The following is a 25,009-nucleotide window of genomic DNA, read 5'->3' on the forward strand; positions in this document are numbered from 1 at the left end:
TAAAGATGCATAGTAGAAGTAAATTATTGTCCCTTGCCGTTTTTTTTGTTGGATTGATGGGTTATTCGCAATCTGAAAAAGAGGTTACACCAAAAAGTTATATTGCGTATAAGACTTCAAAAGAAATTGTTATTGACGGAGACGGGGCAGATAAAGACTGGGAAAAAGCAACTTGGACAACACCTTTTGTCGACATAGAAGGCGTTGAAAAACCAAAATACAATACTCAAGTCAAAATGCTTTGGGACGATAATTACTACTATATCCTGGCAAAAATGGAAGAGCCTCACGTTTGGGCAAATCTAAGACAACGCGATACAATTATTTTTTATAACAATGATTTTGAGGTTTTTATTGATCCAGATAATGATACTCATAATTATTATGAATTAGAAATAAATGCGTTAAACACCGCTTGGGATCTATTTATTAATAAACCTTATAGAGAAAAAAATACGGTTTTAAACGATTGGAATATTACAGGTTTAAAATCGGCTGTAAAGATTGATGGAACTTTAAATAATGCTTCAGATATTGATAAAGGCTGGACATTAGAAATTGCTATTCCGTGGTCAGTTTATAAGACATCTTATTTCGACGATATTGTTCCGAAAGATAAATTTTGGAAAGTCAATTTCTCTAGAGTGAATTGGCAGCATTCAGTTATCGACGGAAAATATGAACGCAAAAAAGATTCAGAAGGAAAGTTTCTCCCAGAATACAATTGGGTTTGGTCGCCTATGGGAGTGATAAATATGCATGAGCCCGAAAAATGGGCTTATGTATACTTCTCTTCAAAAGAAATAGGAGGACAGGATACTTTTACAATTCCACAGGAAGAAAAAGTAAAATGGGAACTGTATACGTTGTACCGCGCTCAAAAAAGATATTTCGAAAAGAATAAATCTTGGGCAAAATCACTGCAAAGTATCAGTAAAAAAAATATAGTGGTTAACGGAAAGACTTTAAAGCCAATTTTAGAAAATCATTCATCAGGATTTAATATCTTGGTAAAAAGTCCTTTTTCAAACAAAACCTTAATAATTAAAGAAGATGGTAAAATTATTACGAACGAGTAGGTTGCAAAAACTATCAAAAGTTTTAGTATTAGCGCTTTCGCTGAGTTTATTCTCTTGCGGACAAAAAGAAACCAAAGATCAGGAAAACGGTAAATTCACTTTTGGTGTTTGGACCACTGCTGACGCGAAAAAATCGGATGCAGATTATTCTAAAGAATTCAAAAAATACAAAGACGGCGGAATCGATGAAGTTTTAATTAACACGCAAACCGATCCGAAACTATTAGCAAGATTAGTTCCGCTTGCAAAAAAAGAAGGACTAAAAGTTCACGCTTGGATTATGGCAATGAATCGCCCAAATGATTCGATTGCTTTACAGCATCCAGATTGGTATCAAGTAAGCAAAGAGGGAAAATCTTGCTTTGATAATCGTCCGTATGTAGACTATTACCAATGGCTTTGCCCAACTAAAGAAGAATCTAGAAACCACGTTTTAGGATTGGTTGAAGGTTTAGCAAAAGTTGAAGGAATCGAAAGTGTACATTTAGACTACATCCGTTTTCCGGATATTTTCTTGCCAATCAGTTTATTGCCAAAATATAATTTGGTTCAGGATGTAGAATTGCCTCAGTTTGATTTCTGTTATTGTGATGCTTGCGTAAGCAAATTCGAAAAAGAACATCATAAAAACCCAAAAAAGAGCCACAATACTTCCATTGATATGGAGTGGAAAAACTTCAGATTAAATGCAGTAAAAGCGGTGGTTGACGATGCGTATAAAATTGCTCATAAAAACAATAAAAAATTAACGGCAGCCGTATTTCCTTATCCAGAAATGGCAGATCATATGGTACGCCAGCGTTGGGATAAATGGAATATTGATGAAGTGTATCCAATGATTTATCATAGTTTTTATGATGAAGAAATTGACTGGGTAGGTTACGCAACCAAACAAGGTGTAGCCGATTTAGAAGGAAAACAAACGAAAGTAAATACAGGAATTTATATTCCAGGTTTAAAATCGGATGCAGAATTGAAAGAAGCGATTTTAGAAGCTAAGAAAAATGGTGCAACAGGAGTTTCATTTTTTGACGGAAATGCTTTATCAGAAAGTAATTTAAAAACAATTAAGTCGGTAAAAGCGTCGTTGTAGTCGATTTTTCTGGGATTAAAAATTATTACTGATTAATTTAGCAACATCAAGAACACGTAGTTTCTTAGAGTTGAATTAAAACCAAAAAGACATGTCAAATAGAAGAGATTTTATTAAGAAAACAACTTTAGGCACCTTAGCCATTAGTTCTGTTTTGGGTGTAAGCGGATTTGCTGCAAATCACGAAAATGAAGAAACAGCTGCAGAACCAAAAGAAAAAAAGCAGCAGAAACCAATTATCATCTCGACATGGAATCATGGTTTGCCTGCAAATAAAGAATCTTGGAAGAATTTAAAAGAAGGAAAATCAGCTTTAGACGCCATCGAAGCTGGAATGAAAATAACTGAAGCCGATCCAACTGTTCGCAGTGTGGGTTACGGAGGATATCCGGATCGCGAAGGGAAAGTGACTCTTGATGCGTGTATCATGGATCATAATAGCAATTGTGGATCTGTTTGTTTCCTTCAAGGAATTAAACACCCCATTTCTGTTGCGAAAAAGGTATTACAAAACACGCCACATGTAATGTTAGCAGGGCAAGGAGCATTGCAATTTGCCTTGTCTGAAGGTTTTAAAGAAGAAAATTTATTAACTCCAGAATCTGAAAAAGACTGGAAAAAATGGCTGGAAGATTCCAAATACAAGCCAGTTATTAATATAGAAAATCACGATACCATAAGCATGCTAATGTTAGACCAAGATGGCAATCTTTCTGGCGGATGTACCACAAGTGGTGCTGCTTGGAAGATGCACGGACGCGTCGGTGACTCCCCCATAATCGGCGCGGGTCTTTTCTTGGACAACGAAGTGGGAGCAGCAGCGGCAACTGGTTTGGGTGAAGCGGTTATTAGAACTGCCGGAAGCGCCATGGTTGTCGAATTAATGCGTCAGGGTAAATCGCCTTATGATGCTTGTAAAGAAATTACAGAACGTATTTATAACAAACATAAAAACCACAAAGACATGGAATACCTACAAGTTGGTTTTATTGCTTTGAATAAAAACGGTGAATACGCAGGTTACAGCTTAAGATCAGGATTTAATTACGCCGTTTCTGATGATGTAAAAGGTCACAGAATGGAAGACGCGAAATTTAAAATGTCTTGGGATAAATAAAACTGGGCGTAAATGTTTTTAAACACATAGAAACATAGAATTGTATTGTGTTTAGAGGCGTTTCACTCTTAATAAATAACATAACGAATTGAGAACTTTGTCAAAGTTTCAAACTTTGACAAAGTTTTACGCAACAGTTTGTCATTCCGAGGAACGAGGAATCACACTCGCGATTCGACACAGAATATACCCAATATTTGTCATTTCGACGAAGGAGAAATCTCCGCAAGAAACTCTACAAAGATTGGCGAGTTGCGTTGAGGAGCTACTAACGAAGATTTCTCCTTCGTCGAAATGACAAACAAAAATTAAAAAACTAAATCTCTAAAAGTACCTTTAGAAGTAACTCTTAGAGAACCCAAAAAACAAAGAATGAAAAAATTACTATTCCTATTAACCCTAATCACTTTAGTTTTCTCGGCTCATGCGCAGAAAGTTTACACGGAAAGTGATATTAATATCATTCCAAAACCGAGTCAGACTCTTATTAAAACTGGTGTTTTTGAATTTACAAAAGATACAAAGTTTGTAGTAAACGGTGATTTCCAAAAAGATGCTGCAAATGCTTTGGCTTCTAAATTTGAGACTGCGGCAGGATGGAAACCAGAAGTTACAACAAAAGCTCCTGCAAGTAATTATGTTTTATTGAAAACAGATTCAAACTTAAAAAACGAAGCTTACGTTTTGGATGTAAATCCAACTAATATTGTGATTTCTGCTAAAGGAAATAATGGATTCTTATATGCTTTAGAAAGTGTTAGACAGTTGCTTCCTGAAGCCATCGAAAGTAAATTTGCGATTAGCTCTGCAAAATGGCAGATTCCAAGCTTGACCATTAATGATGAGCCTCGTTTTAAATGGAGAGGTTTAATGCTGGATTTATCACGTCATTTCTTCGATAAAAATTATGTTTTAGCCACAATCGATCGTTTGGCAGCACATAAAATGAATGTTCTGCACATGCACTTAGTTGATGATCAGGGTTGGAGAATTGAAATTAAAAAATATCCAAAACTAACAGAGGTTGGTGCTTGGAGAGTAGATCAGGAAAATGTTTCTTGGAATGCCAGATTAACGACAAATCCTGATGAAAAAGGAACTTACGGCGGATTTTTTACGCAAGAGGAATTAAAAGAAATCGTAAAATATGCAGCGACAAAAGGAATTGAAGTAATTCCAGAAATCGAAATGCCTGCTCACGTAAGCAGCGCCATTGCAGCTTATCCAGAATTGGCTTGTTTCAACCAGAGAATTGGCGTTCCGTCAGGCGGAGTTTGGCCTCTGACAGATATTTATTGTGCTGGAAAAGAAACTACGTTCGAATTTTTGCAAAATGTAATTGATGAAGTAATTACCATTTTCCCTTCAAAATACATTCATATTGGTGGAGACGAAGCAACTAAAACCAATTGGGCAAAATGTCCACACTGCCAGAAAAGAATCAAAGATGAGCGTTTGAAAAGTGTTGACGAATTACAAAGCTACTTTGTAAAACGTATGGAAAAATATATTAATTCAAAAGGTAAAAGAGTTATCGGTTGGGATGAAATTTTAGAAGGCGGTTTAGCTCCAGATGCAACAGTAATGAGCTGGAGAGGAATGAAAGGCGGAATTGAAGCAGCAGATCAAGGTCATGACGTAATTATGACACCAGAAACGCCTTGCTATTTCAACTTTTACCAAGGGCCTCAAAACGAAGAACCTTTAGCTTTTGATGCTTATAATCCGTTAAGTGAAGTGTACAAATTTGATCCTGTAGTTTCAACTATGACGCCACAGGAAGCAGCACACGTTTTAGGCGGACAAGCTAATTTATGGGCGGAGCATATTGCGGGACCAAAAGATTCTGAATATATGATTTTTCCAAGATTAGCGGCTTTGTCTGAAACCTTATGGAGTCCGAAAGAAAAACGTAATTGGAACGATTTTACGTCGAGATTGTTTTCAATGTTTAAACGTTACGATTATCAAGGATTAAATTATGCGAAAAGCGCGTATTTGGTAACCGCTTCTTCAACAGCAGATTTGGCCAATAAACAAGTGAAAGTGGAATTGAAAAATGAATTTCCAAATCCAGATATCCGCTATGTTTTAGGAAACCAAAGCATTGATCATCATGCTATAAAATATACAACTCCAATTGAAATTAAAGAAACAACAGTTTTAAAAGCTTCTTTATTTCAAGACGAAAAACCAGTTGGAAAAACATTTACGGATACGATTGTTTTCCATAAAGGATTTGCGAAAAAAGTGAAATACTTAACGCCTTTCAACCAGAGTTATAAAGGAGATGCTAATACAATGGTAAATGCCATTCGCGGAAGCAAAAATTTCCATGACGGACAATGGCAGGCTTGGCTGGTTAATGATATGGAATTGGTAATCGATTTGGAGAAAGTAGAAAGTATTGAGCAAGTATCAGTTGGAGCTTTAGAAAGTCAAGGTGCTGGAGTTAATTTCCCAATTCAAGTGAAAGTATTGATTTCTACAGACGGAATTAAATACACGCAAGTGGGTAAAATAATGCGTCCGTATGCGGTAAATCCAGTTCCAGAATTGAAAGATTTCAAAATTAATTTCCAAAAACAAAATGCACGTTATGTAAAAGTAATTGGAGGCAACTTAAAGAAAAGTCCGAAAGGAGAAAGCTCTTGGTTGTTTGTGGATGAGATTTTGGTGAATTAAATATTTTTAAACACATAGAAACATAGTTTTTTTGAAACTTGGTAAAAGAGTTTAGCAAGAAATTAGTTTCTCACACATAGCTTAACGTGAAATGCTTGTTAAGTTTATAAATGTATAATCTGAAAAAGAATGAATAAGATATTATTTAAGCTCGGAGTATTATTGATTTGTTTGATGCCGTTTTTTACTAGGGCACAAAGCAAAGGATTTTCTATATCTAATGGAGAATTTAAACAAGATGGGAAAATTATAAAAATACATTCGGGAGAAATGCACTACGAGCGTATTCCTAAAGAGTATTGGAAACATAGGCTGCAAATGATTAAAGCTATGGGATTGAATACCGTGGCTACCTATGTGTTTTGGAATTATCACGAAATTGAGCCAGGTGTATGGGATTTTAAAACAGGAAATAAAAATTTAGCAGAATTTGTACGTCTGGCTAAAAGTGAAGGATTGTATGTGATTCTTAGACCAGGTCCGTATGCCTGCGGTGAATGGGAATTTGGAGGATATCCTTGGTGGCTGCAAAATAATCCAGATTTAGTAATTCGTACCAATAACAAAGCATTTTTAGACGCTTGCAAAACGTATCTAGAACATTTGTATGCAGAGGTAAAAGGACTTTTTGCTAACCAAGGAGGGCCAATTATTATGGTTCAGGCTGAAAATGAATTTGGTTCTTATGTTTCTCAAAGAACCGATATTAGTGCTGAGGATCATAAAGCTTACAAAACTGCCATTTACAATATGCTTAAAGAAACTGGGTTTCCAGAGCCTTTTTTTACTTCTGACGGTACTTGGCTGTTTGAAGGCGGTGCTGTTGAAGGCGTGCTGCCAACTGCAAATGGAGAATCTAATATAGAAAATTTAAAGAAACAGGTCGATAAATACCATAAAGGACAAGGTCCTTACATGGTAGCAGAGTTTTATTCTGGATGGCTGGATCATTGGGCAGAACCATTTATTAAAATTGGATCTGAAGAGATTGCAAGTCAAACTAAAAAATACCTTGATGCAGGTGTTTCTTTTAATTATTATATGGTGCACGGTGGTACTAATTTTGGATTTACCTCTGGAGCAAATTATAATGAAGAAAGTGACATTCAGCCGGATATTACAAGTTATGATTATGATGCTCCTATTAGCGAAGCAGGTTGGGCAACACCAAAATTCATGGCTATTCGTGAAGTAATGCAAAAGTATTCTAAAACAAAATTAGCTCCGATTCCAGAGAAAATACCAGTTGCAAAATATCCTAATCAGCCTGTCAAATCAAGTATGGATGTTTTGAGTTGGATCAAAAAAGAAAAAGCAGTTGTAAATGACCAGCCCTTAACATTTGAAAAGTTAGGTCAAGGAAACGGATATGTTTTATATCGTAAAAGATTTACGCAGCCAATTTCTTCTGGTAAATTAAAGATTGAGGGATTGAGAGACTTTGCTACAGTTTATGTAAATGGAGTTAAGGTGGGTGAATTGAATAGAGTTTTTAAAAATTACGAGTTGACAATTTCTATTCCTTTTAACGGTATTTTAGAAATTCTAGTTGAAAATATGGGACGTATTAATTACGGAGCTGAAATAGTACATAATACGAAAGGAATTATTTCTCCAGTATTCATTAATGAATATGAAATTAGTGGTGGATGGGAAATGTATAAAATGCCAATGAGTGAAGTGCCAGCTATTAAAAATGAAATGATAAAGCCAGGACGTCCAGTTTTATATGAATCTATTGTGAACATCAATAAACCAGCCGATACTTTTCTTGATATGTCTGCTTGGGGAAAAGGAATTGTATTTGTTAACGGCCACAATCTTGGTCGCTACTGGAAAGTGGGACCACAGCAAACGCTTTATGTACCAGGATGCTGGTTGAAAGCGGGCGAAAATAAGTTTGTGGTATTGGAGCAGCTTAATGAAAACACCCAAAAAGAATTAACTTTTACAGATCAACCGATACTTGATAAATTAAATTAAGATTACCTATTAAACCAGAAAAACAAAGAATAATAAATTATAAATTAGATTAAAGATGAAAAAAGGAATATTCATAATCGCCCTTTTATTTTCAGCTCAGATATTCGCTCAGGCGATTTATGAAGATGAAAGATACGTACCAGAAACTGATCCGTTGGTTTTGAAAAACTTAGACGAATGGCAAGGCAAAAAATTTGGTTTGCTAATGCACTGGGGAACTTACAGCCAATGGGGAATTGTAGAATCTTGGTCTATCTGCCCTGAAGATTACGGATGGTGTGAACGTAAAAAAGGAAGCAATCCGTCTAATTATAATGATTATATTAAAGATTACGAAGGTTTAAGAAAAACGTTTAACCCTGTAAAATTTGATCCTGCAAAATGGGCAAAAGCTGCTAAATATGCTGGAATGAAATACATGGTTTTCACTACAAAACACCATGACGGATTCAATATGTATGATACTAAATATTCTGATTACAAGATTACGAGTAAAGATGTTCCTTTTCATACTAATCCTAAAGCTGATGTTTTAAAAGAAATTTTCAACTCTTTTAGAGGTGAAGGTATTTCAACTGGAGCTTATTTCTCTAAACCAGACTGGCATAACGAAAACTACTGGGATCCATATTTTCCTCCATTCGACAGAAACGTAAACTATGATCCGTCTTTATACCCTGAAAAATGGCAAAAATATGTTGATTTCACTCACAACCAAATCTTAGAAATCTTAACCAACTACGGTAAAGTAGATGTCTTATGGTTAGATGGAGGATGGGTTAGAAAAAGAGACCAAGTAAACATCAAAGAAAACTACGACGAGAAATTTACTGAAAACGAATCTAAAAACGGTTTCATCAAACACAGAGTGGTGGATCAAGATCCAAAAATGGATGAATTGGTTGTAAAAGCACGTCAAAAACAACCAGGTTTAATTGTGGTTGATAGAGCGGTTCACGGTAAAAACCAAAACTACTTAACTCCAGAAGGACGTGTTCCTGCTAAAACGTTGCCTTATCCTTGGGAATCTTGTATTCCTGCAGGCGGTGGATGGTCTTATTCTCCAGGTGCTGAATACATGACTGGAAGACAAGGTATTCACATGTTGATTGATATTGTAGCTAAAGGCGGAAACTTATTATTGAACATTGCTCCAAGTCCAGAAGGAGAATGGGATAAAGGGGCTTACGATTTATTGCAAGCTTACGGAGATTGGATGAAAGTAAACAGCACAGCGATTTACAATACAAAACCGATCGAGCCTTATAAAGAAGAAAACATTTGTTTTACACAAAATAAAGTGGGTAATGTGTTCGCATTTTATTTAGCTAAAGACGGAGAAGATAAAATTCCTGCTGCAGTTACTGTAAAATCTATCAGTCCTAAAAAAGGAACTAAGATTACAATGTTAGGTTCTAAAACTTCTTTAAAATGGACCAAAGAAGGAAACGGATTTAAAGTAATTATTCCGGAAAGTTTAAGAAACAATCTTCCTGCAAAAGAAGCTTGGACTTTAAAAATTGAAGCGATCAACAGATAAGAACGAAGCCTATGGTTTTAAATATTAAAAATAAATTTGAAACAGCATGTATTTTATACATGCTGTTTTTTAGCATTACGATTTTTGCGCAGGGACCTGCCGATTTTGTCAATCCGTTTATTGGAACTTCCAATTATGGAGCGGCTTTTCCAGGACCAATTGCACCACGCGGAATGGCAAGTATCAGTCCGTTTAATGTGGCTGGAGTAAAAAATACACCGATGGAAAAAGACAGTCAATGGCTTTCGAATCCGTATGTGAATGAAAATACCTTTTTGACAGGATTTAGTCAAGTAAATTTAAGCGGAGTTGGCTGTCCTGATTTGGGTGTTATTTTATTGATGCCAACAACTGGAAATGTAGAAATCGATCATTTAAAATACGGTTCAACATATTCTAATGAAGTTGCCAAAGCAGCTTATTACAGCGTAAACATCGACAAATACAAAGTAAAAGGCGAATTTACAGCTTCAAAACGAGTGGGAGTAAGCAGATTCACTTTCCCGAAAGGGCAATCTAATATTTTATTAAATCTTGGTTTAGGATTAACCAATGAAGAAGGCGCGATGGTAAAAGTCGTTTCTTCGACAGAAATTGAAGGAATGCGTTCTGTTGGTTCATTTTGTTACAATAGTCCAGAAGATGCTTATCCAGTTTATTTTGTGGCTCAATTTTCTAAACCTGCCCATAAATTTGGAGTTTGGAAAAAACCTGCAAAATACAACGGCGTTGAAGCACAATGGATGGGTTACAACGGAAAAGCGAGAATAATGGAAAACACCATTAAAACCGTAGTAGGTGATAGTATTGGAAGTTATTTTACGTATAAATTCGACAAACAAGAAACGGTTGAAGTGAAGATTGGAATTTCGTACGTAAGTATCGAAAATGCCCGTGAAAACTTAGCTAAAGAAGTTGGTAACAGATCTTTTGATGCGATTTACAAAGAAACCTACAACGAATGGAACGAAGAATTGTCTAAAATTTTGGTTGAAGGCGGTACCAAAGATGACAATACGATTTTCTACACAGCTTTGTATCACACTTTAATTCATCCCAATATTTTAAATGATATTAACGGACAATATCCCGTAATCAAAAGAAGTAAAATTGCTAAAACCGATGACACCCGTTATACCGTATTTTCTTTATGGGATACGTACCGAAATGTACATCCATTGATGTCTTTGGTTTATCCAAAACAGCAATCTGATATGGTAAAAAGTATGTTGACTATGTTTGATGAAAACGGCTGGTTACCCAAATGGGAACTGAATTCGACTGAAACTTTTACCATGGTTGGAGACCCTGCAAGTATTGTAATTACAGATACTTATATGAGAGGAGTTCGTGATTATGACGTTAATAAAGCCTATTATGCGATGTTGAAAGGGGCAGATAATATTGAAAATAATCCGCTTCGTCCTGGATTGAAAGATTATATCAAAAAAGGATATTTAACAACTGACAATAAAGGCCCAGTTTCTACAACTCAGGAATACAATATTTCAGATTATTCTATTTCGCTTATGGCCAACGAGTTCGGTGACAAAGACAATGTAAAACGTTTTAAAGAACGTTCATTATCCTACAGAAAATTATTTGATAAAAACTTAAATCTGCTTCGTCCAAGAACGGCTGAGGGAAAATGGTACGAACCATTTGATCCTGCTTCTGGAGCTAATTTTGAAGAAAATGTTGGTTTTATCGAAGGAAATGCTTGGCAGTACGCTTTTATGGTTCCGCATGACATTATTGGATTAAAGAAATTAATGGGTGGTGATCAAGCTTTTTCGGCGCAATTGCAGAAAATCTTTGATATCAAGCAATTTGATATGGCAAACGAACCAGATATTGCCAATCCGTATTTATTCAATTATGTGAAAGGCGAAGAATATAAAACTCAGGAAATGGTAAAGAAATTGGTTCGCGAATATTTCAAAAATGAACCAAAAGGATTACCAGGAAATGACGATACAGGCACAATGTCGGCTTGGTTGGTGTATTCGATGATGGGAATTTACCCAATTTCTCCAGGAGACCCAATTTACACCATTACAACGCCAATGTTTCATAGAGTGACGATCAAATTAGATCCAAGCTATTATAAAAAAGAAAGCATCGTAATTGAAAGGCAAGAAAATAATGGCGGGAAAATCAATTCGATTGAGCTAAATGGAAAAACACGTAACAGCTTCTTTATTTCACATGATGATTTTGTGAATGGAACAAAGCTTAAAGTGATTCAAAACTAAACACACACAACTATGTTACAATTAAGAATGAGGAAAACGGCCATTATTTTTGTAATGGCTGTTGGTTTTTTTAACCAAACCAATGCCCAGAAAAAGTATCCGTATCAGGATGCCAAATTACCAGTAGAAGAAAGGGTACAAGATTTGCTAAGCCGTATGACACTTGAAGAAAAAGTGCGTCAGATGGATATGTATAGAGGAGATTTTTTTAAAGATAAAGAAGATTTTGCTAAAGCTAAATCGGCAGAAAAAATCGGGAAATTAGGAATTGGAGCAATTCATGATTTGTATCCGCGTTCAGCGAAAATGATCAACGATCTTCAAACCAATGTAATCAAAGGAAATCGTTGGGGAATTCCAGCGCTGATTATGTGTGAAATGCTTCACGGTTATTTAGACGAAGGAAGTACCGCTTTCCCGATGAACATCGGACTTGGAGCAACTTGGGATGTTGCTGTGATGGACAAAGTGGGTAAAGTAATTGGTATGGAAGCCAGAGCGCATGGAGTTCATTTTGGTTTTGGACCAAACTTAGATTTAGGGCGCGAACCACGTTGGGGACGTGTTGCTGAAACTTTTGGTGAAGATGCTTTTTTGAACAGCGAAATTGGTTTGGCTTTCATAAAAGGATTGCAAGGAGACGATTTAAAATCGGATCGTTCAATTATTGCAGAACCTAAACACTTTGCCGTTCACGGTATTCCGCAAGCGGGAGGAAATTCTTCGCCAATTTTGGTGGGAGAGCGTTCAGCAAGAGAAGATCATTTGCCATCTTTCCAAAAAGCATTTACAAAAGGCGGTGCTTTAGGAACTATGTGTGCATATTCTGAATTGGACGGAATTCCTTGTGCTGCCAATCACTGGTTATTGACAGATGTTTTAAGAAAAGAATGGGGTTTTAAAGGAATTGTAGTTTCAGATTTAGGAGCTATTAAATACATTCAAACTACTCATAAAGTGGCTGATTCTCCAAAAGATGCTATTAGAGAAGCCGTTTCTTCTGGTGTTGATATGCAGTTTTATGATTTTAGCAATGAATTTTGGCAAAACACCATTATTGAATTGGTAAATGAAAAGAAATTAACAACCGAAAATATCGATCGTGCAGCGGGAGGAGTTTTGCGTTTGAAATTCTTGTTAGGATTATTTGAAAATCCGTACACAGAAAAAAATCTAATTAAAGAGCGTTTTCATACTCCAGAAAATCAGAAAGTTGCTTTAGAAGCGGCTCAGAAATCGATGGTTTTATTGAAAAATGATAACAACATTTTACCTTTAAGTAAATCGTTAAAAAATATTGCGGTTATCGGACCAAACGCAAATGCTTCAAGAATGGGAGGTTATGCTCCTAAAAATAGTGTTGGAGTAACTGTTTTTGAAGGTGTTCAGCAAGTAATGGGAAAAACGGCTAATGTTGTTTATGAAGAAGGAGTTCCGTTAATTGTAAAAGGACAAATTATTCCATCTAAATATTTATTTACTCCAGACGAATCTCAAAACGGATTAAAAGGAGAATATTTCAATAACAGAAATCTGGAAGGAACACCAGCTTTAACTCGTATTGATAGCCAATTAGAATTTGACTGGCCTTGGGCACCTGGTGATGGTGTGAATGTAGATGATTTTTCTATCAGATGGACAGGATTTTTAAAATCGGATCAAGCATTGGACGGTTGGTTAGGTTTAAGTTCTGATGACGGAATCAGAATGTACATTGATGACCAATTGGTAATCGACAACTGGACAAAAGGTGCGACAAGCATGGTTACAGTTCCAAAAAATATCGAAAAAGGTAAAAAATATAAAGTCCGCATTGAAATGTGGGAAGGAGGCTGGGGTGCCAGAGCTCATTTCCGTTGGAATTTAGAAAAAGTAAACTTACAGCCGGCAATTGAAGCCGCTAAGAAAGCAGATGTTGCGATTGTAGTTTTAGGAGAATCTAACGAATTGGTTGAAGAAAACAGAGACGTTGCTTCTTTAGACTTATTTGGAATCCAACAGCAATTGATTGAAGAGATCCAAAAAACAGGAACTCCAGTGGTTTGTGTGTTATTAAACGGCCGCCCGCTTTCTACAAACTGGATTGCTGAAAATATTCCAGCAGTTTTGGAAGGATGGTTTCCAGGTGAGTTAGGAGGAAGAGCTGTAGCCGATGTTTTATTTGGAGATTACAATCCTGGAGGAAGGTTGCCAATCACAGTTCCGAAATCAGTAGGGCAGTTACCTATATATTATAACCAAAAACCATCTGCAATACATAAATATGTAGCAGAAAGCGAGCATCCTTTATATTCGTTTGGTTACGGATTAAGTTATACGAAGTTTGAATATTTTAATTTAAAGCTAAATACTTCTGAAATTAAACCAAATGGAGAAATAAAAGTTTCTGTTGATGTTAAAAACGTTGGAGACAGAGATGGAGACGAAGTGGTTCAGTTGTATATAAATGATGTATATAGTTCTGTAACGACACCAGAGAAAACTTTAAGAGGTTTTAAACGATTAAATATTAAGAAGGGAGAAACTAGAACTGTTGATTTTACACTTACTAAGGACGAGCTAGGCCTTTATAATAGGGAAATGAAGTATGTTGTAGAGCCTGGAGACTTCGAAGTGATGGTTGGCGGAAACTCATTGGATCTTCTAAAAACCAAATTCAAGGTTTCGAACTAAAAAGTGTTAAATACCGAATAATTTTAAACGATTTTTAGTTAAAAAAATGAATACAACTAAAAAAGGTCAAAATCTATTAGATTAATAGATTTTGGCCTTTTTTATAAGGCAGAGTAGGATTACAAATGAAAACGTTTTCTTTCAATTTTGAACCAAACATTCACCAACACCTGCGAAAAAATGTCATTTGTCGAAATTATATATTGTTAACAGAATGTATTCTTAAATTTAACATGTTATTAACTCTAAAAAAACAACTAATATGATTAAAAGCGTACTAAAATTACTGTTTGTCATATGCCTTTTTGGGTTCCAAGGCCTACAAGCGCAGACAACAGTAAAAGGAACGATAACAGATGCTCAAAGCGGAATTCCAATTCCTGGAGCAAATATTATTGTTAAAGGAACTAAAACGAGTGCTTCATCAGATTTTGATGGTAAATACAGCATTAGCGTTCCAAATCAATCAGCAGTTTTAGTTTTTACTTATGTAGGATCTTCTACAAAAGAAGTTGCTGTTGGATCACAAACTACAATTAACGTATCTTTAGGTCCAGATACGCAGCAATTAGGAGAGGTAGTCGTTACAGCTCTTGGTATTAAAAGAGAGAAAAAAGCAATTACGTATTCTGCACAAAACGTTTCTGTAGACGAACTTTCTGAAGCTAGATCATTAAACGTTGCCAACTCACTTTCTGGTAAAGTTGCGGGTCTTAACTTCTCTACCACTTCAAATGGTGTTGGTTCTTCTTCTAGAATTACTTTAAGAGGTAACAGATCTCTTAACGGAAACAACCAGCCTCTTTATGTAGTAGATGGTGTGCCAATTTCTAACGGAACAACGAATACAAATCCTGATATTGATACAGGAGGAACTACACAACCTGATGGTATTTCTAACATTAACCCAGAAGATATTGCTTCGATGACTGTTTTGAAAGGGCCATCTGCAGCAGCTCTTTACGGATCTAGAGCATCAAATGGTGTAATCGTAATTACAACTAAATCTGGTAAATCTGGAAAAACTTCAGTTTCGTTATCATCTAACTTTATGGCTTCTTCTGCTTATAACTTGATGAACTTACAAAACGAGTACGGACAAGGTACAAATGGAAATTATGTTTCTAACTCAAGCTCAAGCTGGGGTGCACCTTTAGACGGACGTCAGGTGTCTGCGTGGCAGTTGGTTCGTAATCCAAATTATGCAGGACCAGCTACACAAAGCTATTCTCCACAGAAAAACAACGTTATTGATTTCTACAAAACAGGATATAACTTAGCAAACACTTTGACTGTTACAGCTGGTAACGAAAAAGCGCAAGGATATTTCTCTTATACTAACACACGTGCTGAAGGTATTGTTGGAGGAAACCAATTGGACAGACACAATCTTAACTTAAGATTGACTAGTAAAATTACAGACAGATTAACTTTAGATGCTAAAACAAACTACATCGTTCAAGATATCGATAACTTATTGAGAACTGGTGAAGAGTCTATTGGAACATCTGCTTATTTATTACCTCGTAGTATCGCTTACAACGATTACAAAGATTTCGAATACATCGATGCTGCAGGGCAAAGACAAGTAAACTATTTCCTTGACGAAACTGGAGCTCCAGGTGGAAACCCATTCTGGTCTGCTTTAAGAGATGATGCTCGTACAGATAAAAGAAATAGATTTATTGGTTTAGCTTCTCTTAAATATGAGTTTACAAAAACTTTAAGTTTACAAGGTAGAGCTGGTTTAGACCAAATGACAAACAAAAACGTAAGAAACAGATATGCAACTGCAGCTTTCAACAGCAACATGGGTTCATACAGTGAATCTTATGAAACAGTAAGCGAATTAAACATTGATGCTTTACTTTCTTACAATGAAAAATTCGGAGATTTCTCTATCGGTCTTAATGCTGGTGCGAGTTCATTGCAACAAAACAGTTCAGCTTTAAATTCAGGTGGTGTATTAAGTAAAAGAAACTTCTTCGCGTTATCAAACGTGCAAACAGTTCAATCTACTTCTACAGCTTCAGAGAAAAGAATTAACTCTGTTTACGGATTTGGTCAAATTGGTTTCAGAAACTACTTATTCTTAGATTTAACAGCTAGAAATGACTGGTCTTCTACTTTACCAGAAGATTATTTCTACCCATCTTTCGGACTTTCTGCTGTTCTTTCTGATATGTTTACATTACCAGAAGTAATTAGTTTTGCAAAATTAAGAGCTTCTTATGCGCAAGTGGGTAACGATACAGATCCTTATCAAACACAACAAAGATTCTCTTACATTGGTGGTAATGGTGGTATGTTATACGGACAAAACACAAAAGCAAATCCAAACTTGAAACCGGAGATTTCTTCTTCTAATGAGTTTGGTGCTGATGTTAGATTTTTCAACAACCGTTTAGGTTTAGATTTCACATACTTTAAAACGTTAACTAATAACCAAATTTTCTACATCAACACTCCTGAGCCTTCTGGATATTCTAGAGCAATCGTAAACGGTGGAGATATTGAAAATAAAGGTTTTGAGTTCACGCTTAGTGCAACGCCAATTCAAACACAAAACTTCTCTTGGGATATTACAGCAAACTACGCTTCTTATAAGTCAAAAGTAAAATCTATCTTTGAAGGACGTGACGAGTTAGTAATCGGTGAAGGACGTTTAGTTAGAAGTAAAGTAGTTAAAGGTGGAGAATATGGTGATTTATACATCAAAGGTTTCCAAAGAAATGAAGCTGGAGAAATTTTAGTAAACAGCGCTGGTATTCCATTGGCAACAAATGGTTTTGATGTTCGTGCTGGTAACTTTAACCCAGATTGGACTGCAGGTTTCAAAAATAACTTCAAATACAAAGATTTCTCTTTAAGCTTCTTAGTTGACTTTAGAATCGGTGGTGAAGTTATTTCATACACTCAAGCTAGACAAGCTGGTTTAGGGGTAAGTGATATTACTTTGGCAGGAAGAAATGGTGGAATCGTTGTTGATGGTGTTATAGATAACGGAAACGGAACTTACACTCCAAATACAACAAGCATCAATGCTGAACAGTACTGGACAGCAATCGGTCAAAGAACTCCAATTGCAGAGCCATTCGTTTATGATGCTACAAACATCAGATTAAGAGAGCTTGTTTTTGGTTATTCAATGCCAAAACGTTTATTAGGTAACTCAGGATTTACAAGCATTGATTTCTCATTAGTAGGTAGAAACTTGTTCTTCTTCTTAAACAAAGCTAAGTACTTTGATCCAGAAGCAGGAGCAGGTACAGGTAACTTGCAAGGTATAGAATCTTTCAACATTCCATCAACGAGAGATTATGGAGTGAATGTTAAATTTGGATTTTAATTAAAAAAGAGACATCATGAAATATAGTTTTAAAATAAAAACATTAGGAGTTGCTTTAATGGCAGTTTCGATTTTATCAAGCTGCACTGGCGATTTTGATGAAATAAACAAAGATCCTAATTCATTAACTGAAGATCAGTTAGATGCTACATTAGCTGGTCCTGCATTTGCTTCGGCTTTATACGCAGGTATACACAATGGTTCTTACTCATCTCCAGGAGTAGATGATCAAGGTACTTGGGGTATTGCTACAGGTATTTTATCTTCAACTTTTATTCACTATTTAAACTGTGGATACGGAACGGAAAGAAATGCTTTCGTTAATGGATACGAAGGTAGAGGATGGACAAGATTTTACACCGTTGCGGCTCCAGCTTTATCAAATGCGATTAAAGCATCTGAAGGAAACGCAGAAGCTACAGCAATTTTAAAAATCTGGAAAGTTTTCATGTACAACCAAATGGTTGATGCTTACGGACCAATTCCTTATACTGAAGCTGGTAACGGAAAAGATAAAGTTCCTTACGACAGCGTAGAATTTATTTATGCAGATTTCTTTAAACTATTAGATGAAGCAAATGCAACATTAGCTTCAACTTCTGTAACTTCGGTTGCCTCTCTTGCCCCAAATGATAGAGTTTATTCAGGAAATGTTGACAAATGGAGAATCTTCGGAAACAGTATGAGATTACGTTTGGCCTTAAGAATTTCGGATAAAGAACCTGCAAATGCAAAAACTCAAGCTGAAGCTGCAGTAGCTGCTGGAGTTATGCAAACCAATGATCAAAGCGCTTTCTTTAAAGCAAGTAACATTACTCCAAACAATTTAAACATGATTGTAAATAGCTGGGGTTATGTAATGACCTCTTCTATGGAAAGTATCTTAGTAGGGTACAACGATCCACGTTTAGCTAAATGGTTTGCCCCAATTGCTTCAGGAGTGTATAGAGGAAATCCAGTTGGAGGTTTAGAAGATCAATTCGGAACTACTGAATTCTCTAAATTTAACAATAATGTTTTAGGAAATGGTTCTAATAACACACTTAGCGAAACTAAAAACATTGAAATCTTCATGGCTTCTGAAAACTACTTAAGTAGAGCAGAAGGAGCTTTAAATGGATGGAACATGGGAGCAGATGCTAAAACTTTGTATGAAACAGGTATTAGATTATCGCTTGCGCAATGGGGAGTTACAGAAGCAGCTGACGTTAATGCTTATATAGCAGGAACAACATTGCCAACATTACCAAACATTTTGACAGTATATCCAACTTTAGATTTACAAGATATTCCAGTTAAATTGCCTGTGGCTTGGTCTGCATCTACTGCTGATCAAAGAACTCAAATTGCAGTTCAGAAGTACTTAGCAATTTTCCCAGAATCTTGGGAAGCTTGGGCAGATTTACGTAGAAGCGATGCTAAAGTAATCTATCCAGTTTTAAATACTGATAACCCAGATGCTGGAGTTGGTAAATCTTTAATGAAAAGAATTATTTACACTACAAATGAGTACTCATCAAACAAAGCGGCTGTAGATGACGGAGTTTCTAAATTAGGAGGTCCAGATTCTGGTGGAACAAGACTTTGGTGGGACACAAAATAATTAATTTGGTAAAGTAAAAGATCAAAAGATTTGTTACTTGAGCAGAAGGAGAGGTAACTCTCCTTTTGTTTTATATAAAAACCACTGAATTTTTGCCCCAGCTTTAATTCGTTACATACAATTATAATCTATATTAAAATAAAATGATTTTAAAGAAAAAATATGCTGTAGCAGTTCTATTGGCTTTATTTCTTTTTTCTAATGGAATAAAAGCACAACTGAAGGCAGTAAATATTGAAAGCAGTTATATTGCAGATCCGCCTGTTACCACAAACAGCCATGCCTCAACTTTGGTCGAATACAAGCCCAATGAGATTTTAGCCGCTTGGTTTGGTGGAAAATATGAAGGAGCAAAAGATGTCGGAATTTATATTTCGGCTTATAAAGACAAAAAATGGTCTGCACCAAAAGAACTGATTCAGCCCTTAATTAAAAATGGAGATACACTTCCTTGCTGGAATCCGGTTTTGTTTAAAAGCAAAAGCGAGAATTTGTATTTGTTTTATAAAGTTGGAAAAAATCCGAGAGAATGGTTTGGCGCTATGATTGTTTCGAAAGATAACGGAACAACCTGGGGAGAACCAAAATATCTTCCGGACGGAATTTTAGGTCCAATTCGAAATAAACCAATCGAAACTACTCCAGGCATAATTTTGTGCGGAAGCAGTACAGAAAGTGTAGGCACTGACGAATGGCGCGTGCATGTTGAAGAATATACAGAAGCAACAGATTCTTGGAAAAAAATAGCCGTAGAAAACAATCAGAACTTTGATATCATTCAGCCAACATTTTTAATTCATAGTAAGAGTGATATTCAAATGCTGTCTCGTAGTAAACACAATAAAGTAGTTTCGAGCTGGTCGGGAGACAACGGAAAAAGTTGGATTAGAACCAATACTATAAATGTCATCAATTCCAATTCTGGTATTGATGCTTTAACAGTAGATAAAAACACGTTTTTATTAGTAAATAATCCGCTTCCAATTGGAAAAGACTGGTTTAACGGAAGAAATATTTTAGACGTAGAATATTCTAAAGACGGTTTAAAGTGGACTAAATTATTCGATCTCGAAAAACAGGAAAAAGGAGAATTTAGCTATCCAGCCATAATTCAAACCACAGACAAAAAAATACACGTATTGTATACTTATGATCGAAAATATATTAAACATACTTCTTTCGATTTATAAGATAATAGTACGCTGATAAAACGGATTCGCGTTGCGAAGACGCGGATAAAAACAGATATTTAATTTTAACACATAGAAACATAGAATTTTATTCCTCTTCGAGAAGAGAAATAGAAAAAGCAAGCTTTAACACATAGCTATGTGTTTTAATGTGAGTGAAACGCCTTTTTTAGATTTAGAAAAGCTATGTTTCTATGTGTTTAAAAAAAATATTTTAAATCAGTTAAAATCCGCGTCTTTGCAAAGCAAATCCGTTTCATCCGTGTTACATCTATAGAATAACAATTATGAAAAAACTCTTTATTGCAATTCTTTTCTTTTGCTACACTTTTGTGGATGCACAAATGTCTAATATCTTTTACAAACATGATAAATACCTGTCATCGGATCAATTAGAAGGACGTTTCCCTGGAACAAAAGGAAATAATAAAGCAGCCGCTTACATTCAAAAGTATTTTAAAAAGTATGGTTTAAAAGAATTTGGTAATTCTTATTATCAACCTTTCAAAGTATTTGTCAAAGAAGGAATCAATAAAATGAAATCGGATAGTGTGGCTACGCAAAATGTTGTGGGTTACATTGAAGGTTCAGATCCTAATTTGAAAAACGAATACATTGTAATCGGTGCCCATTACGACCATTGGGGTTGGGGCGGACAAGGTTCCGGAAGTAAAAAGAAAGAAGCTTTTGCCATTCATAACGGAGCAGATGATAATGCCTCTGGCGTTTCGGCTTTGCTGTGCATTTTAGAAGAAATTTCAAAACAAAAAGTAAAACCTAAACGAAGCATTATTTTTATTTCGTTTAGCGGAGAAGAAGAAGGATTATTGGGTTCAAAATATTTTGTCAATCATCTTCCCGTTTCAAAAGAAGCTGTAAAAGTGATGCTCAATATGGATATGGTCGGAAGATTGAACGATAAAAAAGAGCTTTATATGGGAGGAGCAGGAACTTTTCCGAACGGAGTAGAATTAATGAAAAAACTGCAAGAAAATAGCGGATTAAATCCTGTTATACATGCAGGCGACGTTGGTGGTTCAGATCATGTTTCTTTCTACAAAGAATCCATTTCAGCAGTTGGTTTTCATACAGGCGGACATCCGCAATATCACACACCTGAAGACGACATTGAACTGATTAATTCAGAAGGAGGCGCACTGGTTGCTCAATATATTTATAATGCCCTTGTACAAATTGCGAATTATGAAGAAACTTTAGTTTTTATAAAACAGAATTAAATCGTTGAACGAAATTAATTATTTCGTCAACTGATTAGATTTGATCTGTTTAAATCTGCTTTAATCTTTTAAATCTGCGTGAAAAAAATCTATGCGCAAGAAGTATTTCACGCAGATTTAAAAGATTTTCGCAGATTAAATTAGATTTTACTTATGGAATAAATTAATCCGACTAGTGAAATTAATGCCTGTTCAATTTCACAAAATAAGTTAAGTTAATTAGTTTTTGTTTTTTCGAAAAGACGGTGTCTATTACATATTATAGACGCCGTCTTTCATTTTAAAAGCCCATGAAGCCATAGCATCAATTACAGGGAGCAGGCCAGTTCCTGCACTGCTTAATTTATAAGTTACAAATGGCGGTACAACAGGTTTTGCTTCGCGAATAACCAATCCGTCAGCTTCTAGTTGTTTTAAATGCTGAATAAGCATTTTTTCTGTTACAGCTGGGATAGCTCTTTTCAATTCGCTGTAACGTTTATCTCCGGTTGATAAATGATATAAAATAATAGGTTTCCAGTAGCCTCCAATTTTCTCCATAACAAAAGTTACAGGACATTTTTCTAAGGCATACTGCTTGTTTTCCTGAATAGTAGACGATTCTTTAATTGCTGTCATGATACATACTTTAGGGTAAGTACTTGTGTAAAAGTAAGTACAAAGATACCTTTGTCTTGTTAAATAAAAAAACATTTTAAGATGAAAATTATAATCTCAGGTTCATTAGGAAACATAGGAAAGCCTTTAACGGCTCAATTGGTAAAATCAGGGCATGATGTAACGGTTATTAGCAGTACTGCAGATCGTAAAGACGCCATCGAAAATTTAGGAGCAAAAGCCGCAATCGGATCGGTTAGCGATGCTGATTTTCTTTCTAAAACTTTTACTGGTGCAGATGCTCTTTTTGCCATGACACCTCCAAATATGGGTGGAGCTAATATCATTAAAAACACTACAGATGCTGGTGCTGCTTTCGCGAAAGCAATTCAAGAAACCAAAATTAAAAGAGTAGTGATGCTAAGCAGCATTGGAGCTGATTTGCCAACAGGAAACGGACCAATAGCAGGTTTATATAATATTGAGAAGATTTACGAGAAATTAGACACTTCTATCACGTTTTTAAGAGCAGGATATTTTTACCTTAATTTCTTTAATGATATCCCGATGATAAAAGGAGCGGGGATAATGGGAGCCAATTTTCCAGCATCAAACTGTATTCCGTTAGTGCATCCAGAGGATATTGCAGCGGCTGCGGCAGAAGAATTGCAGAAAACTCAAGAAGGTAAAAACATTCGTTATATTATTAGTGATGTAAAAACGCCTTCTGAAATTGTAAAAGCTTTTGGATCTGCAATTGATAAACCGGAACTTCCTTGGATAGAATTTACAGACGAGCAATATTTTGGCGGAATGACACAAGCTGGTGTTCCAGAAGAAATGGCAGGTTTATACACCGAAATGGGAACGGGATTACGAAACGAAACCATTGCAGCAGATTTCCTAAACAATGATGGAAATGCGACAGGTAAAATCAAATTAGAAGAATTTGCTAAAGAATTTGCTTCAAAATTCTAATTATAAATTGTTGATTAAAACTTTTAAACACATAGAAACATAGTTCTGCAAGCTTTAAAAAGGCGTTTTACTTAATTTAAAAGCACATAGCTATGTGTTAAAGCTTGCTTTTTTTATAATCTTATACAGAAGCAATAAAAATCTATGTTTCTATGTGTTTAAATATGATATAATCCAACTGCTCACAATCTATTTTAAAAAAACATTCCGCTTACTATAAATAGAAGCGGAATGTTCGATTAAAAAAAAACTCAAGTGATGAATTTTCCACAAACTGTTTTCACAGTCGTATATTTTTAGAATACCCCAATGTAGTGGTTTCCTGGTTTGTTGATCAATTTAGCACCTTTAGTAACTTTTCCTGAAGGAATATCAATTACATAAATGTTACCATCTTTTCCAACTGGTGTTACTGCGATATAGAAACTATTTCCATCCACAACAAAACCTTGATATTGTCCAAAATCTAAGTCAGCGTCGTAGTCAATTCCTTCTACTTTTTGTGCAGTTCTTGCATTCAAATCTAATCTCGCTACATAACCTTGATTAGTGCCATCAAAAGTATAAACCGCATAAGCAATTCCGTTTCCAACATATCTCCAAGCATCAATATAACTTCCTTTTACTCCTAAAGCGGTATCTAAGCTAAATACATAATTATCGTCATATTGATTGTTTTGATTGATTTTTAAAATATAAGAACCTTTTTGTGTATCTCTTTGCGTAGCTTGGTAAATGTTTCCGTCAGTAGCCACAAAGCTGTTGAAACTTCTATAACCGCTAGTGTCTCCAAATCCAACTTTTGAAGTAATTACCACAGGATTTTCTAAAGAAGGATAATCAACCACAACAGATTTAGAGCCTAAACGTGTAAATGAACTTTCGTTTTCTTTTGGGTTAGTTATATCTGTTTTACGCATCCATGTTCCAATAATTAACTTGTTTCCTGCTTTGTTTAATGTTGGAGCATCTAAACGGTAAATATGGTGTCCTTGTGCTTCTTCTTCAGCAGTTAGTGGAATATCGTATTGTTTGTAAGCAGAAATTAAAGTATTCTGCATATCTAAAGACAATACAGTAGCTTTTCCTCTTGTATTTTTATATGTTTTGTCTTCGTTTGTATTGACAATTGGAGCAGCAACATTTACAGCAACACCGGTTTTATCACCATCAAAAAGTTTTACCCATCTTGGAGAAGTACCAGCATATTGCGAAATATTAACTTTTGCCTGAGATTCTGCAAAATTGCTTCCACCGTTTACTTTGTACGTCATGAATTCACCTCCATTAGCACCTGTATAAGTGATATTGAAAAGAGTGCTTCCGTCTACAGAAGATTGCAAACGAGCTGTTCTACTAGATTGTACAGGAGAACCATTATCGTAAACGTTTACAGAAAAGTTAGGGTCAATAGCGTTTTCTTTGCTGATAGCGAAAACTTTTGTACCGCCATTTCCATCACCTGGATTTGTCTGCATAACTGCTCCTGCTACTGTAATCCAACGACCGTCTGTCACTGGGTTAACAGGCTCTGAATTTTTATTATCGTCGCTGCTGCAAGCCGTAGTCAATGCAAGTGCACCAAGAAGTAGGCTAGATGTAAATAATTTAAATGTGTGTTTTTTCATT

The 25,009-nt window shown here is 35.6% G+C and carries 15 protein-coding genes; 13 read left to right on the forward strand and 2 right to left on the reverse strand.

The window, feature by feature from the left end:
* The first annotated feature begins 5 nt into the window (after window positions 1-5).
* The 12 genes from ACFO3N_RS16265 to ACFO3N_RS16320 all read left to right on the forward strand — a co-directional run bounded on the left by ACFO3N_RS16265 (window position 6) and on the right by ACFO3N_RS16320 (window position 21,805).
* Entirely contained in the window at window positions 6-1,079 is a 1,074-nt protein-coding gene (locus ACFO3N_RS16265; RefSeq protein WP_379799399.1) for a carbohydrate-binding family 9-like protein, read from the forward strand.
* Entirely contained in the window at window positions 1,054-2,172 is a 1,119-nt protein-coding gene (locus ACFO3N_RS16270; RefSeq protein WP_379799401.1) for a putative glycoside hydrolase, read from the forward strand. Before ACFO3N_RS16265 ends, ACFO3N_RS16270 begins: the two co-directional genes overlap by 26 nt.
* Before the next feature lie 91 nt (window positions 2,173-2,263).
* Entirely contained in the window at window positions 2,264-3,289 is a 1,026-nt protein-coding gene (locus ACFO3N_RS16275; RefSeq protein WP_379799404.1) for an isoaspartyl peptidase/L-asparaginase family protein, read from the forward strand.
* A gap of 372 nt (window positions 3,290-3,661) precedes the next feature.
* Window positions 3,662-5,974 carry a beta-N-acetylhexosaminidase gene (locus ACFO3N_RS16280; RefSeq protein ID WP_379799406.1) on the forward strand — a complete coding sequence of 771 codons (2,313 nt, stop codon included), beginning with the start codon at window positions 3,662-3,664 and terminating at the stop codon, window positions 5,972-5,974.
* Window positions 5,975-6,103: 129 nt separating this feature from the next.
* The gene (locus ACFO3N_RS16285) at window positions 6,104-7,957 is read left to right on the forward strand and encodes a glycoside hydrolase family 35 protein (RefSeq protein ID WP_379799408.1); all 1,854 of its coding nucleotides are present in this window, start codon (window positions 6,104-6,106) and stop codon (window positions 7,955-7,957) included.
* A gap of 55 nt (window positions 7,958-8,012) precedes the next feature.
* Window positions 8,013-9,497 (forward strand): alpha-L-fucosidase, encoded by a 1,485-nt coding sequence (locus ACFO3N_RS16290; RefSeq protein WP_379799410.1) that lies wholly within the window; start codon window positions 8,013-8,015, stop codon window positions 9,495-9,497.
* A gap of 11 nt (window positions 9,498-9,508) precedes the next feature.
* On the forward strand, window positions 9,509-11,752 hold the full coding sequence (locus ACFO3N_RS16295; RefSeq protein ID WP_379799413.1) for a GH92 family glycosyl hydrolase: 2,244 nt from the start codon (window positions 9,509-9,511) through the stop codon (window positions 11,750-11,752).
* Window positions 11,753-11,764: 12 nt separating this feature from the next.
* Complete coding sequence (locus ACFO3N_RS16300; RefSeq protein WP_379799416.1) at window positions 11,765-14,425, forward strand: glycoside hydrolase family 3 protein; 2,661 nt, start codon at window positions 11,765-11,767, stop codon at window positions 14,423-14,425.
* Between the two features lie 262 nt (window positions 14,426-14,687).
* Entirely contained in the window at window positions 14,688-17,774 is a 3,087-nt protein-coding gene (locus ACFO3N_RS16305; RefSeq protein ID WP_379799419.1) for a SusC/RagA family TonB-linked outer membrane protein, read from the forward strand.
* 16 nt (window positions 17,775-17,790) lie between these two features.
* The gene (locus tag ACFO3N_RS16310; RefSeq protein WP_379799422.1) at window positions 17,791-19,377 is read left to right on the forward strand and encodes a SusD/RagB family nutrient-binding outer membrane lipoprotein; all 1,587 of its coding nucleotides are present in this window, start codon (window positions 17,791-17,793) and stop codon (window positions 19,375-19,377) included.
* Window positions 19,378-19,520: 143 nt separating this feature from the next.
* Complete coding sequence (locus tag ACFO3N_RS16315; RefSeq protein ID WP_379799424.1) at window positions 19,521-20,567, forward strand: sialidase family protein; 1,047 nt, start codon at window positions 19,521-19,523, stop codon at window positions 20,565-20,567.
* A gap of 287 nt (window positions 20,568-20,854) precedes the next feature.
* Window positions 20,855-21,805 carry a M20/M25/M40 family metallo-hydrolase gene (locus tag ACFO3N_RS16320; RefSeq protein WP_379799426.1) on the forward strand — a complete coding sequence of 317 codons (951 nt, stop codon included), beginning with the start codon at window positions 20,855-20,857 and terminating at the stop codon, window positions 21,803-21,805.
* A 252-nt stretch (window positions 21,806-22,057) separates the two neighbouring features.
* On the opposite strand, the gene ACFO3N_RS16325 is transcribed toward ACFO3N_RS16320, so the two are convergent.
* The gene (locus tag ACFO3N_RS16325) at window positions 22,058-22,423 is read right to left on the reverse strand and encodes a winged helix-turn-helix transcriptional regulator (RefSeq protein WP_095930384.1); all 366 of its coding nucleotides are present in this window, start codon (window positions 22,421-22,423) and stop codon (window positions 22,058-22,060) included.
* Window positions 22,424-22,504: 81 nt separating this feature from the next.
* Between ACFO3N_RS16325 and ACFO3N_RS16330 the strand changes: the two genes are divergently transcribed.
* On the forward strand, window positions 22,505-23,380 hold the full coding sequence (locus tag ACFO3N_RS16330; protein WP_379799428.1) for an NmrA family NAD(P)-binding protein: 876 nt from the start codon (window positions 22,505-22,507) through the stop codon (window positions 23,378-23,380).
* 296 nt (window positions 23,381-23,676) lie between these two features.
* Here the strand turns inward: ACFO3N_RS16330 and ACFO3N_RS16335 are convergent, their stop codons facing one another.
* The gene (locus ACFO3N_RS16335) at window positions 23,677-25,008 is read right to left on the reverse strand and encodes a hypothetical protein (RefSeq protein ID WP_379799430.1); all 1,332 of its coding nucleotides are present in this window, start codon (window positions 25,006-25,008) and stop codon (window positions 23,677-23,679) included.
* Window position 25,009: the final 1 nt, after the last annotated feature.

Origin of the sequence: Flavobacterium chungangensis (assembly GCF_042654045.1) — a bacterium.
In the GTDB taxonomy this organism is placed as follows: Bacteria; Bacteroidota; Bacteroidia; order Flavobacteriales; family Flavobacteriaceae; genus Flavobacterium; species Flavobacterium chungangensis.

Excerpts from the sequence above, each read along its gene's own strand:
- ACFO3N_RS16335 (WP_379799430.1), bottom strand. The coding sequence starts at position 25,008 with ATGAAAAAACACACATTTAAATTATTTACATCTAGCCTACTTCTTGGT.
- ACFO3N_RS16280 (WP_379799406.1), top strand. The coding sequence starts at position 3,662 with ATGAAAAAATTACTATTCCTATTAACCCTAATCACTTTAGTTTTCTCG.
- ACFO3N_RS16270 (WP_379799401.1), top strand. The coding sequence starts at position 1,054 with ATGGTAAAATTATTACGAACGAGTAGGTTGCAAAAACTATCAAAAGTT.
- ACFO3N_RS16275 (WP_379799404.1), top strand. The coding sequence starts at position 2,264 with ATGTCAAATAGAAGAGATTTTATTAAGAAAACAACTTTAGGCACCTTA.
- ACFO3N_RS16265 (WP_379799399.1), top strand. The coding sequence starts at position 6 with ATGCATAGTAGAAGTAAATTATTGTCCCTTGCCGTTTTTTTTGTTGGA.
- ACFO3N_RS16325 (WP_095930384.1), bottom strand. The coding sequence starts at position 22,423 with ATGACAGCAATTAAAGAATCGTCTACTATTCAGGAAAACAAGCAGTAT.
- ACFO3N_RS16300 (WP_379799416.1), top strand. The coding sequence starts at position 11,765 with ATGTTACAATTAAGAATGAGGAAAACGGCCATTATTTTTGTAATGGCT.
- ACFO3N_RS16315 (WP_379799424.1), top strand. The coding sequence starts at position 19,521 with ATGATTTTAAAGAAAAAATATGCTGTAGCAGTTCTATTGGCTTTATTT.
- ACFO3N_RS16305 (WP_379799419.1), top strand. The coding sequence starts at position 14,688 with ATGATTAAAAGCGTACTAAAATTACTGTTTGTCATATGCCTTTTTGGG.
- ACFO3N_RS16295 (WP_379799413.1), top strand. The coding sequence starts at position 9,509 with ATGGTTTTAAATATTAAAAATAAATTTGAAACAGCATGTATTTTATAC.
- ACFO3N_RS16285 (WP_379799408.1), top strand. The coding sequence starts at position 6,104 with ATGAATAAGATATTATTTAAGCTCGGAGTATTATTGATTTGTTTGATG.
- ACFO3N_RS16330 (WP_379799428.1), top strand. The coding sequence starts at position 22,505 with ATGAAAATTATAATCTCAGGTTCATTAGGAAACATAGGAAAGCCTTTA.
- ACFO3N_RS16290 (WP_379799410.1), top strand. The coding sequence starts at position 8,013 with ATGAAAAAAGGAATATTCATAATCGCCCTTTTATTTTCAGCTCAGATA.
- ACFO3N_RS16320 (WP_379799426.1), top strand. The coding sequence starts at position 20,855 with ATGAAAAAACTCTTTATTGCAATTCTTTTCTTTTGCTACACTTTTGTG.
- ACFO3N_RS16310 (WP_379799422.1), top strand. The coding sequence starts at position 17,791 with ATGAAATATAGTTTTAAAATAAAAACATTAGGAGTTGCTTTAATGGCA.